Annotated in this window: 12 protein-coding genes; 6 read left to right on the top strand and 6 right to left on the bottom strand. The window is 68.0% G+C overall.

The window, feature by feature from the left end:
• Positions 1-48: 48 nt before the first annotated feature.
• The 5 genes from U0R18_RS17275 to U0R18_RS17255 form a co-directional block, all read right to left on the bottom strand.
• Positions 49-1,095, bottom strand: a complete 1,047-nt coding sequence (locus U0R18_RS17275; protein ID WP_526370620.1) for an ABC transporter ATP-binding protein — start codon at positions 1,093-1,095, stop codon at positions 49-51.
• Positions 1,092-1,877 (bottom strand): ABC transporter permease, encoded by a 786-nt coding sequence (locus U0R18_RS17270; protein WP_526370618.1) that lies wholly within the window; start codon positions 1,875-1,877, stop codon positions 1,092-1,094. Before U0R18_RS17270 ends, U0R18_RS17275 begins: the two co-directional genes overlap by 4 nt.
• Positions 1,874-2,719 carry an ABC transporter permease gene (locus U0R18_RS17265; RefSeq protein WP_526370967.1) on the bottom strand — a complete coding sequence of 282 codons (846 nt, stop codon included), beginning with the start codon at positions 2,717-2,719 and terminating at the stop codon, positions 1,874-1,876. The genes U0R18_RS17270 and U0R18_RS17265 overlap by 4 nt, the downstream gene beginning before the upstream one ends.
• A 27-nt stretch (positions 2,720-2,746) precedes the next feature.
• Positions 2,747-3,886 (bottom strand): ABC transporter substrate-binding protein, encoded by a 1,140-nt coding sequence (locus tag U0R18_RS17260; RefSeq protein ID WP_526370616.1) that lies wholly within the window; start codon positions 3,884-3,886, stop codon positions 2,747-2,749.
• Positions 3,887-4,075: 189 nt separating this feature from the next.
• Complete coding sequence (locus tag U0R18_RS17255; protein WP_526370614.1) at positions 4,076-5,053, bottom strand: alpha/beta hydrolase; 978 nt, start codon at positions 5,051-5,053, stop codon at positions 4,076-4,078.
• A gap of 253 nt (positions 5,054-5,306) precedes the next feature.
• Between U0R18_RS17255 and U0R18_RS17250 the strand changes: the two genes are divergently transcribed.
• The 3 genes from U0R18_RS17250 to U0R18_RS17240 all read left to right on the top strand — a co-directional run bounded on the left by U0R18_RS17250 (position 5,307) and on the right by U0R18_RS17240 (position 8,486).
• Positions 5,307-5,927, top strand: coding sequence for a TetR/AcrR family transcriptional regulator (locus U0R18_RS17250; protein WP_526370612.1), 621 nt, complete (start codon positions 5,307-5,309; stop codon positions 5,925-5,927).
• A gap of 96 nt (positions 5,928-6,023) precedes the next feature.
• A complete protein-coding gene (locus U0R18_RS17245; protein WP_526370610.1) occupies positions 6,024-7,589 on the top strand; it encodes a phytoene desaturase family protein in 1,566 nt (521 codons plus the stop codon).
• 93 nt (positions 7,590-7,682) lie between these two features.
• Positions 7,683-8,486: a HugZ family pyridoxamine 5'-phosphate oxidase gene (locus tag U0R18_RS17240; RefSeq protein WP_526370608.1), complete on the top strand. Its 804-nt coding sequence runs from the start codon at positions 7,683-7,685 to the stop codon at positions 8,484-8,486.
• Positions 8,487-8,576: 90 nt separating this feature from the next.
• Here the strand turns inward: U0R18_RS17240 and U0R18_RS17235 are convergent, their stop codons facing one another.
• On the bottom strand, positions 8,577-9,500 hold the full coding sequence (locus tag U0R18_RS17235; RefSeq protein ID WP_526370606.1) for a TIGR03564 family F420-dependent LLM class oxidoreductase: 924 nt from the start codon (positions 9,498-9,500) through the stop codon (positions 8,577-8,579).
• A 27-nt stretch (positions 9,501-9,527) separates the two neighbouring features.
• Between U0R18_RS17235 and U0R18_RS17230 the strand changes: the two genes are divergently transcribed.
• From U0R18_RS17230 to U0R18_RS17220, 3 genes are read left to right on the top strand one after another with little or no spacing between them, the layout of a single operon-like run.
• The gene (locus U0R18_RS17230) at positions 9,528-9,956 is read left to right on the top strand and encodes a TIGR03668 family PPOX class F420-dependent oxidoreductase (RefSeq protein WP_526370604.1); all 429 of its coding nucleotides are present in this window, start codon (positions 9,528-9,530) and stop codon (positions 9,954-9,956) included.
• Positions 9,957-9,989: 33 nt separating this feature from the next.
• Positions 9,990-11,006 carry a magnesium transporter CorA family protein gene (locus tag U0R18_RS17225; protein ID WP_526370602.1) on the top strand — a complete coding sequence of 339 codons (1,017 nt, stop codon included), beginning with the start codon at positions 9,990-9,992 and terminating at the stop codon, positions 11,004-11,006.
• 3 nt (positions 11,007-11,009) lie between these two features.
• The gene (locus tag U0R18_RS17220) at positions 11,010-11,801 is read left to right on the top strand and encodes an alpha/beta hydrolase (protein ID WP_526370601.1); all 792 of its coding nucleotides are present in this window, start codon (positions 11,010-11,012) and stop codon (positions 11,799-11,801) included.
• Positions 11,802-11,875: the final 74 nt, after the last annotated feature.

Genomic DNA, 11,875 nt, shown 5'->3' with positions numbered 1-11,875 from the left:
TACCCGCGACAGCGGGCGCTCAATCCGTCCCATCTTTGCAGCGTCGGCTCAGACCGGCACCACCATGACGGCGTCGACCTCGAGTTGGAGCGCAACCCGGCCGCCGGGAGTGAATTCGGCCGCCCGCGCGCTGGGCAGCTGGGCGGTCACCCGCACCCCGTCGAGTTCGCAGTGCACCCGGGAGATCGCGCCCATGAACGACACCGACGTCACCGTGGCCGGCCCGCCCGGGTCCGCGGTGACGGTCACGGCCTCGGGCCGCACGCGCGCAATGCCCGGCCCCGCGCTGACCGAGCCGGGCAATGTGGGCAGTGTCAGCCACAGCAGGTGTGCGGACCCATCGATCACCTGGCAGGGCAGCTCGTTGTTGAGGCCGACGAAATCGGCGACGAACGGCGTGGCCGGCCGGGCGTACAGTTCGACCGGCGCCGCGATCTGTTCGAGCCGGCCGTGGCTCATCACGCCCACGCGATCCGCGACGGCCAGCGCCTCCTCCTGATCGTGGGTGACGAACAGGGTCGTGATGCCGATCTCGGTCTGCACCCGGCGGATCTCCTCGCGCAGCTGCACCCGAACCTTGGCGTCCAGCGCGGAGAGGGGTTCGTCGAGCAGCAGCACGCGCGGCTCGATCGCCAGCGCCCGGGCCAGCGCGACGCGCTGTTGTTGGCCACCGGACAGTTCTGCGGCGTACTTGTCGGCGTGCGCGGACAGGCCCACCAGCTCGAGCAACTCGGCCGCGCGGGATATCCGGTCCGCCTTGCTCTTCCCGCGCAGTTTCAGCCCGAAGGCAACATTGTCGCGCGCGCTCAGATGCGGGAAGAGGCTGTAGGCCTGGAACACCATGCCCATGTCGCGCTTGTTGGCGGGAACGTCGGTGACGTCGCGGCCGTCGAGCGTCACCACGCCGGACGTGGGCGCATCCAACCCGGCCAGGATCCGCAGCGCCGAGGTCTTGCCGCACCCCGACGGCCCGAGCAGTGCCACCAGTTCACCCGGCTCCACCCGCAGCGACAATCCGTCCAGGGCCCGCACCGCGCCGAATTGTTTGGTCAGCGCCTGGAATTCGACGGCCACCGGCGCCCGGTGCCCGGTCATGAGGGCACCCCGCGCCGACGGCGGCCGGTCACCAACGACAGGACCATCAGGAGGACGAACCCGAACAGCAGCACCGCCAGCGACGCGGCGACGGAGGTCGGTCCGTCCGTCTTGCCGACGGCCACGATCTGGACCTGGATCGTCTCGAACCCACTCAGCGACGCGATGGTGTACTCCCCGAGGACCACCGCGATCGAGATGAATGCCGCCGACAGGATGCCCGACCAGATGTTGGGCAGCACCACCCGCAGGATGACGGTGGTCCAGCCCGCGCCGAGCGAGCGCGCCGCTTCCGACAGGGTCTGCAGGTCGATCGAGGAGAGCGCGCCGTCGAGGGCGCGGTAGGCGAACGGCAGCACGATGACGGCGTACACGAACGTCAGCGTCAGGGCCGACTCGCCGAGCAGGTAGGTCACCCACAGGTACACATTGCGCAGGCCGACCACGATCACAAGTGCGGGAATGGTCAGCGGCAACAGGCAGAGGAATTCGACCAGTCCGCGGGCCCAGGGCGCGCGCAGCCGCACCCAGATCATCGTCGGCACCAGGATCGCCAGCATCGTCAGCACGGTCAACACCGCCAGCGCCAGGGAGATGACGATCGCGTGGAACAGCGCGTCGTCGGCCAGCAGGTTGCGCCACGCGGCGAGCGTGCGCCCGTGACCGAGCAGGTTGCGGGTGCTGAAGTCGGCCATCGCATAGAGCGGGAACAGGAAGAACAGCGCGAAGAGTGCGGCCATCGACATGCGAAAGACCTTGGTGCCCAGTCCGGTTCGGTTCATCGCAGCCACCGTGCCGACCGCCGTACCAGCACCCGGTAGGCCAGCATCACCAGCGCGACCACCACCACCATCTCGACGGCCAGCGCGTAGGCGAAGCCCTCCCGGCCCAGGACCACCTCGCTGGTCAGCGCCGCCCTGATCAACAGGGGCACGATCGGCGCGCCCTGGCTCACCAGGGCCGCGGCGGTCGCGTAGGCGGCAAAGGCGTTGGCGAACAACAGGAGTGCGGATCCCACGAACGCGGGGGTCAACAGGGGGAACGCCACTTCCCGCCAGTACTGCCAGGTCGACGCGCCCAGGCTGACGGCCGCCTCCCGCCACTGGGTTCGCAGACCGTCGAGGGCCGGCAGGAAGACGACCACCATCAACGGGATCTGGAAGTAGCAGTACACCAGGATCAGGCCCGGCAGTCCGTACAACCAGCCGTCCCCGGACAGGTCCCAGCCGAACCGTTGCTGGGCCCACACCGTCAGCACGCCGTTGAGCCCGATGGTGGCCAGGAAGGCGAAAGCCAGTGCCACACCGCCGAATTGGGCCAGGACGCTGCACAGCGCGAGCACTGCGCGACGTAGCAGCGAGGTCGCCGGACGTCCGAGGACCAACCATGCCAGCACCGCACCGAGCACGGCGCCGATGACGGCGGTGACGCCGGACAGCACCAGGCTGCGGCCCATCGCGGTCAGGGCGGTGCGGCCGAACAGACCGGCGATCCGCTCCAGCGAGAAGCTGCCGTCGACGACGAATGCGTTCACCAGCACCGTCACGGTGGGGATGACCAGGAACACACCGACGAGCGCGAGGAAGGGCACCAGCGGCAGCGCCTCGCGCAGGCGAGGTGCGATTTCTCGGGGAGGGCGTGGCACCGCCGCTCAGCCGATCGCCTTGGCCCAGTTCTCGGCCAGGTAGGCACTGGCGGCCTTGTTCTGCTCCTCGGTCAGGATCACCGTCGGGCCGTCGATCGCCGGCAGCTTGTCGAACGCGGCCTTGTTCAGCGTGCCGGCCGAGATCATGTGGTCGGCCCGGACCGGACGCACGCCGCCCTGGGCGAACAGGTTCTGGCCCTCGTCGCTGTAGAGGAATTCCTGCCACAACCGGGCGGCGGCGGGATGCGGCGCGGCGGCGTTGATCGCCTGGTAGTAGTAGGAGGCCACGGCGGCGTTGGACGGCACGACCACCCGCCAGGACGGCAACTTCTCGGTCTGCACACCGTTGAGGTAGTTCCAGTCGATCACCACCGGGGTCTGACCGGACTGGATGGTGGCCGGTGTGGGATCGACGGGCAGGAAGTTGCCGGCCTGCTTCAGCTTGCCGAAGAACTCCACCCCCGGCGCGATGTCGTCGGCCGTACCGCCCTGTGACAGGGCTGCCATCATGACGCCGGAGAACGCGGCGCCGGCCTGGGTCGGGTCGCCGTTCAGCGCGACCTTGCCCTTGAATTCCGGCTTCAGCAGGTCATCGACGGACGTGATGTCGGGAACCTTGGCCGAGTCGTAGCCGATCGACATGAAACCGGCGTAGTCGTTGACCCACTTGCCCCCGGGGTCCTTGAGGCGGTCGGGGATCTCGGCCCAGTTCTGCACCTTGTAGGGCGCGAACGTCGCGGTGTTGGCCAGCGCCACCGACTGGCCGAGGTCGAACACGTCGGGCGCGGTGCTCTTGCCCTTCTGCTGGCTGGCGGCGTTGATCTCGTCCTGGCTGGCCGCGTCCGGCTGCGCCGAGTTGACCGTGATGCCGTACTTGTCGCCGAACGCCTTGATGATCGCACCGTAGTTCGCCCAGTCCGGCGGCAGCGCGATCACGTTCAGCTGACCCTCCTGCTTGGCCGCGGCGATCAACGCGTCGAGACCGCCGAGGTCCGCCGCCGACGTGGCCGTCGCGGCCGGGTGGTCGCCACCGGCACCGTCGCCGGTCTTGTTCGCCGGTGGCGCGCACGCGGTCATCGTGACGGCGCCCAGTGCGAGTGCGACGGATCCCAACAGCGCGCCGGTACGCCGGATTTTGATGGCCATGGGCGGAAACCCTCCGATGTTCGGCCGACGATGCGGTGTCGATGAGATGGCGGCGGCGCATCTCCAGCGTGAAACGTAGTCGCTCGTACCCGATCTGCGTGCCACAAAAACGCAAGTGCTACCGAAACGCAGAATCCCCCGACACCGTCGGGGGATTCGCGTTCGGCTCTCGTTCTTTCGAGGCCGATATCAGAGCAGGTGGGCCTGCAGGTCCGGCTTCATGGCCTGCAGCTCGCGGCCCCAGTACGCCCAGTTGTGCGTGCCGTTGTCCGGGAAGTTGAACACACCGTTGGTGCCACCGGCCGCGATGTAGTTGTCGCGGAAGGTGATGTTCGTCTTGATGGTCAGGCCCTCCAGGAAGGTGGCCGGCAGATCGCCGCCGCCCAGCTCGTTGGGCTGGCCGTTACCGCAGTAGATCCAGATGCGGGTGTTGTTGGCGACGATCTGCGGGATCTGCACCATCGGGTCGTTGCGCTTCCAGGCGCTGTTCGGGTCCTCGGTCCGGCCCCACATGTCGTTGGCGCTGAAGCCGCCGGCATCGCCCATCGAGATGTTGATCAGGAACGGCCACCAGCCCTCGGACGGGTTCAGGAAGCCCGACATCGAGCTCGCGTAGGTGAACTGATTGGGGTGGTACACCGACAGGATCAGCGAGGCCGAACCGGCCATCGACAGACCGACGGCGGCGTTGTTGGTGGGTCGCACGTCCCGGTTGGCCTGCAACCACGCGGGCAGTTCCTGGGTCAGGAACGTCTCCCACTTGTAGGTCTGGGTCGGGCCCTTGTTCTTGGCCGGCGCATACCAGTCGCTGTAGAAGCTGGACTGACCACCGACGGGCATCACGATCGACAGCCCCGAGTCGAGGTACCACTCGAAGGCCTGAGTGTTGATGTCCCAGCCGTTGTAATCGTCCTGGGCGCGCAGGCCGTCGAGCAGATACACGGCCGGCGAGTTCGGGCCGCCGCTCTGGAACTGGATCCGGATGTCGCGACCCATACCGGCCGACGGGACGTCCAGGTACTCGACCGGCAGGCCGGGGCGGGAGAACGCGCCGGCGGTGGCGATCTCGCCGGTCACTCCTGCCAGGCCCGGGAAGGCCAGGGCGGCCATCGCGGCCACGCCGAGCCGCTTGGCCCACGTCCCACGGATCTTCTCAACAAGTTTCATCTGTGCTTTCCAGCCAATCTGTCTTTACGACGCAGACGTCGCAGTCTCCATTCGCTCTCATGTATCGCCGAGAACGGTGTCTTCATTACGTGTTCGCATCGACATATGACATGCCTCGGGGGGTGACCCTACAGGGCAGACCCGGCCTTTGATAGTCGAGGGGTATGCGAACGCGGCTCGGTTAGGTCACAAGATGGGCGACTCGCTTTTGTCGAAAGTGACAATTATCGGGCTCGGCAGTTAGCGTTATCCCATGGCCCGACCTGCACAAACGGCGCGCAGTGAACGCACCCGGGAAGCGCTGCGCCAAGCGGCTCTGGTCCGGTTCCTCGCGCAGGGCGTCGACGACACATCCGCGGAGCAGATCGCGGCCGACGCCGGGGTTTCCCTGCGCACGTTCTATCGGCATTTCGCTTCCAAACACGACCTTTTGTTCGCCGATTACGACGCCGGATTGCAGTGGTTCCGCGCGGCATTGTTGGCCCGTCCGGACGACGAACCCGTCATCGCGTCCGTGTGCGCCGCGATCTTCGCGTTCCCGTACGACGGTGACGCGGTCACCAAGATCGCCGCGCTGCGGACCGAGGAGATGGATCCCGATCGCATCGTGCGTCACATCCGGCAGGTCGAGGCCGAGTTCGCCGGGGCGGTTCAGCTGCGCATGAACCGCACGCATGCGGAGATGTTCGCCGATCTGCCCGATCCCGAGCTGCAGCTGACGGTGGCCGCGCGCTGTGTCGCGGCGGCGGTGTTCGGCGCCATGGAGCTGTGGATGCTCGGCACCGACCGCACGCTCGACGAGCTGGCACGGTTGTGCCGCACCGGGCTCTCGACCCTCGAATCCGGCATCCTGAACGCACTTGTTTTGTCATAATTGACAAAACAAGTGTTGCCGAGCGTGCATGCATATGCATTTCAGCCGTCCAGAAATACATATGGATGCACGCTCGGCCGGCGAGGACGGGTCCACATGACGGAGTCAGATTTCGACGCGATCGTGATCGGTGCGGGCCACAACGGCCTGGCGGCCGCGGTCATCCTGCAGCGGGCCGGGCTTCGCACCCTGTGCCTGGACGCCAAGCTGTACGCGGGCGGGATGGCCTCCACGGTGGAACTCTTCGACGGGTACCACTTCGAGATCGCCGGTTCATTGCAGTTCCCCACCGCACTGACGGTGAGCAAGGAACTCGGCCTGGACACCCTGCCGACCATCGATCTGGACGTGATGTCGGTGTCACTGCGCGGGATCGGTGACGATCCGCTCATCTACTACACCGACCCGATGAAGCTGCTCGCCCATCTCGGCGAGGTGCACGGGGTCGAGGCCGTCAACGGAATGGCGGGCCTGATGGCGTGGAGCCTGGCCCCGACCCGCGCACTCGGGCGTTTCGATGCCGGCACACCACCCAGGACGTTCGACGAGATGTACGCGTGCGCGTCCACCCCGGCCGAGCGCCTCGCGATCAACGACCTGCTGTTCGGCTCGGTCACCGACGTCCTGGACCGCTACCTGCCCGATCGCGAGAAGCACGGCGCACTGCGGGGCATGCTGGCGTTCCTGGCCGTCAACACCACCTACCGCGGGCCGGAGGTGCCGGGCACCGCGGCCGCATTGGCGTACGGGCTGGCCGTCCCCGACGAGAACGCCGCGCTGATGAAGAAGCTCACCGGCGGCATCGGCGCGCTGACCGACCATCTGCGCGCGTCGTTCGAGGCCGCCGGCGGCGAGGTTCGGTTGCGCAGCAAGGTGACCGAGATCAGCACCGAGGCCGGTCGGGTGACCGGAGTCCGGCTCGAGGACGGCACGGTGCTGCGCGCGCCCGTCGTCGTCTCCGGTCTGGCGCCCGACCTCACCGTCAACGGGCTGCTCGACCCGGCGAGCGTTTCCGAGGAGGTGCGGACCCGGTTCGGCCACATCGACCATCGCGGCAGCTACCTGCAGATGCACTTCGCACTCGACGGCATCCCGGAATTCGCCGCGCCCTACGAGGTGCTCAACGACCCGGCCATGCAGTCGGCGATCGGATTGTTCAGCACGCCGGAGGAATTGCAGCAGCAGTGGGAGGACAGCCGGCGCGGGGTGGTGCCCGCCGATCCGGCGATCGCCCTGCAGATCCCGTCGGTGAACGACCCGGCGCTGGCGCCGGCGGGCAAGCATGCCGCCTCGGCGTTCTCGCTGTGGTTCCCCATCGGGGAACACCAGGCCGGCTACGGAGAGATGAAGGCCGAGATGGGCCGGCGGGTGATCGAGAAGATCAGCCGGATCGCGCCGAACTTCGAGAGCCTGATCACCCGGCACACCACGTTCACCCCGAAACACATGGGCACCATGTTCGGCGCGCCCGGCGGGGACTATTGTCACGGGCTGTTGCATTCCGACCAGATCGGCCCCAACCGACCGGGCCCGAACGGCTATGTGGACCAACCGATTCCGGTCGAGGGGCTCTATCTCGCGGGGGCCGGTTGCCACGGTGGGCCGGGCATCACCTTCATTCCGGGCTACAACGCGGCGCACGCGGCGCTCGCCGACAGGTGATCACAGCGGGCCAGCGCTGACGCACCAGGTCCACTCGAACGTCGTGTGCGTACTTGCTGACTCGACGAATTCGATCGGGGCTACAGTGCCGACATGACGTTGCGCGACCACGGCGACCCCGGTGACGCCCCCTCCATCCCGCCACCACTGGGTGATGTCGTCAACCCGGTTCGTCCGTCGGCCGCGGAGGAGGCCCGCACCATCGCGGCATCCACGAACACCGCGACGCTGGCCAGCCTGAGCCCCGACGGTTCCCCGTGGGCGTCACTGATCACCTACGGCCTGCTCGGTGGCGACCCGGTGCTGTGCGTGTCGCACATGGCCGAGCACGGCCGCAACCTGGCCGGCGACCGGCGGGCCAGCATCTCGGTGGTGGCACCCTCCGCCGACGGCGATCCGCTGGCACACGCCCGAATCACGCTGGCCGGCAACGTGTTCGCGCCCGACGACGACCTGCGGGACGCCGCACGGCAGGTGCACCTCGACGCCGTTCCGGCGGCGAAGTACTACGTCGACTACAGCGATTTCGCGCTGTGGGTGCTCCGGGTCGAGCGGGTGCGCTGGGTGGGCGGCTACGGGCGGATGGACTCGGCCTCCGGCCAGGACTACGCGGTGGCCGAAGCCGACCCGGTGACCCCGCGGGCCGGTGCCGCGATCGCCCACCTCAATGCCGACCACGCCGATTCCCTGGCGCTGCTCGCCCGCACCATGGGCGGTTACCCCGACACCGACTCGGCGGTGTGCACCGGCGCCGACCGGTACGGCCTGGATCTACGGGTGACCACACCGCGCGGGGTGGCCTATACGCGGGTGGGTTATCCGGCCCGGCTCGACGAGGTATCCGAAATGCGCCAGGCCACAGTCGATCTGGTAACACAGGCCCGCACCCTCAGCTGATCCCCCCTTTCGCCGAGCGTCCGTGTTCGTACGGCGACACGCCGCGCGCGGTGTACAAATGCGGACGCTCGGCGGGAGTACCGGGCCGGCTCAGGCCAGGCTGCGCAGCAGCGCCCGGGTGCGCGCCCGACCCTCCGGCGCGGGATCGAACGTGTCGGCCACGAACTCGTCGACACCGGCGGCCCGCACCTCGGCCAGCCGTTCGGTCACCTCGCCCTCGGACCCGATCAGCGCGGCGTCCTCGGGACCGGCATAGCCCTCACGGTCCAGCATCGCCCGGTACGACGGCAGCTGCCCGTACATGGCGTAGCGCTGCGCGGCGAAGGTGCGCAGCGCGTCGACGTCATCGGTGACCGCGACCGGCAGCGCGGACCCCACCCGCACCGCGTCGCGGGGCCGTCCCGCCGCGACCGCGGCATCGCGCAGCACCGGTCCGATGTGCTCGGCCAGCGTCTTGGGCCCGGTCATCCACGTCACGGTGCCCGCGGTGCGGCGCCCGGCCAGCTTCAGCATCTGCGGGCCCAGCGCGGCGATGTACACCGGTGGCGCACTCGCGCCGGGGATCTGCAGCGCACCCCGGGACGTCACGGTCTCCCCCGTGACATTGACCGGCTGGCCGTCGAGCAACGGCAGCAGCCCATCGAGAAACTCACCGAGACGCCGGATCGGCTTGTCCCACGGGATGCCCCACATCCCTTCGCTGACGGTCGCGTGCGTCATCCCCAGACCCAGGACCAGCCGGCCGCCGGCGATCGCGTTGAGGGTCAGGGCCCGCTGCGCGAGCAGCATCGGATGCTGATTCTGGATCGGCAGCACCCCGGTGGCCAGTTCGATGCCGTCGACCTCACGGAACGCGACGGCCATCGCGGTCAGCAGGTCGCGTTCGAAGGGCATCTGCGTGCTCCACACCCGGGTGAAGCCCTCGTCGTGCAGTTGCGCGACCTGTTCGACGTAGGCGTCGATGATCGACCGGCCGTCGCCTGCGCCCGAATACTCCAGGATGTTGATCTCCACCCGACCACGGTACCTACGCTGGGTGGCGTGTCCGACGGTTCCGGCGAACGTGATCGCCAACGGTTCGCATCGGCCCGGGTGGCCCGCCTGGCGACCGTCGCCGACGACGGTGCGCCACACCTGGTTCCGGTGGTGTTCGCCGTCGGCCAGGGTGTCGACCACGACAGGGTGTACACCGCCGTCGACGGCAAGCCGAAGTCCACGCAGCTGCTGAAACGGCTGGCCAACATCGCCGCTACACCTCGGGTGTGCCTGCTCGTCGACCACTACGACGACGACTGGGGGCAATTGTGGTGGGTGCGCGCCGACGGCGTCGCTTCGGTGTCCACGGCCGGGCCCGACGCCGATACCGGACGCGCGCTGCTCCGCGCGAAATATGCTCAGTACCAATCTGTTCCGCTGGACGGCCCGGTGATCGCCGTGACGGTGCAGCGCTGGACCGCCTGGCATCCGTAGCCCCTCCTACGGCGAGTGTGCTGTGATGGGTCCGTGGCTCCCCTTGGATGCACCGTCCGCGGCCGGGTGTGGCGCGGCGGCGTTTCGCAGCCGGATTTCGAATTCGACTCGATCTCGGACTACCTCACCGAGCCCGACACCCTGGTCTGGGTGGACCTCTACGATCCCGACCATGCCGCGCTCACCGATCTCGCCACCGAACTCGGCCTCAACGTGTGGGCCGTCGAGGACGCCGTCGCTCCATCGGAACGCGTGAAGGCCACCATCTATCCGACGCACACCTTCTTCACGGTCTACGCCGTGGACATGGCCACCCCGGACTACACGGCCGATCCGGTCTCGCTGCTGACCAAGCACCGCATCTCGGCCTTCGTCCTCGAGCGTGCCCTGGTGACCGTTCGCCTTGCGCCGCAGTTCGACATCGAGGAGGTGTCCCTGCGCTGGGATGAGCTGGACACGCCGCGTTATGGCGTGGCCGCCCTGGTGCACGGCCTGCTCGACGTCGTGGTCGACGGTCACTTCGATGCCGTGCAGGTTCTCGACGACTGCATCGAGGGGCTCGAGGACGAACTGTTCGACCCACCGTCGCGGGCCAACGACCAGCGACGGACGTTCCAGCGCCGCAGTTTTCAGTTCCGCAAGGATCTGGTGCAACTGCGCCGGGTCGTGTTGCCCATGCGTGAGGTGGTCAGCGCGATCCAGCACCGCCGTCACGAGAACCACCACTCCCCCGAACTCGACCCGCTCTACATCGATCTCTACGACCATGTGCTGCGGGTGTCGGAATGGACCGAATCGTTGCGGGACATGGTGACAACGGTTTTCGAGACGAACCTCTCGCTGCAGGACGCCCGGCTGAACAACGTGATGAAGAAGCTGACCGGGTGGGCGGCCATCGTCGCCGTCCCCACCGCCATCACGGGCTTCTACGGCCAGAACGTGCCCTATCCCGGTTTCGGGGTGCATTGGGGCTTTGTCGTGAGTTCCGCACTGATCGCGGTCATCTGCGTCCTCCTCTACATCGTGATGAAGCGCCGGGACTGGTTGTAGCGCGTGCCCGTCGAGGTAGTGGAGCGAGGCACCGGCAGCCAGCGGCATCCCGCGCCGCTGTTGTTCGTGCACGGCGCCTTCCATGGGGCGTGGTGCTGGACGGAGAACTTCCTGAACTTCTTCGCCGACAACGGTTATCGGGCGCTGGCGCTGAACCTGCGCGGCCACGGCAACAGTCCGTCGGACAAGCCGCTGAACCACTGCACCGTCGCCGACTACGTCGACGACATCCATGAGGTCGCATCGGCCCTGCCCGTCCCGCCGGTGGTGATCGGGCACTCGATGGGCGGATTCATCGTGCAGAAGTACCTCGCCGTGCACGCGGCGCCAGCCGGCGTGCTCGTCGCGTCGGCGCCGCCGCGGGGCCTGCTCCCCGCCATGGTGCGGGCCTCGGTCCGGCATCCCCGGCATATCGGCCGGCCGGCGTTGGTCCGCAGGCCGCTGTTGTTCTTCGGACAACCGGTGGTGGCCCGCAGTTCCTTCTACAGCCGCGCGACGCCGGTGGAGTTGGTGAACCGATACAACGCGCTCCTGCAGGACGAGAGCACGCGGGTGCTCTACCGCGACCTGCTCTACGCCGATCTCGCCAACCCGGACCGGGTCGGCGCCCCGGTGTTGGTGCTCGGCGCCGACGAGGACGGGTTGATCAGTCGCCGCCAGGTCCGCGCCACCGCTCGGGCCTACCGCACGCGGGCCCGGATGTTTCCCGGCATGGGGCACAACATGATGCTCGAGCCGGGCTGGCGCGACGTCGCCCGGTGCGTCGACGCCTGGCTGACCGGCCTGGACCTGTAACAATCCAGATGTCGAACGACGACAACTCCGTTGTCATGAGCGGTTTGCCGTGTGACGTTAGGATCGGTAGTCGC

This window comes from Mycobacterium sp. (assembly GCF_046330795.1).
Taxonomy (GTDB): Bacteria; Actinomycetota; Actinomycetes; order Mycobacteriales; family Mycobacteriaceae; genus Mycobacterium.
Note: the sequence above shows the minus strand (reverse complement) of the source record. Positions and strands in the feature narration are given on the sequence as shown.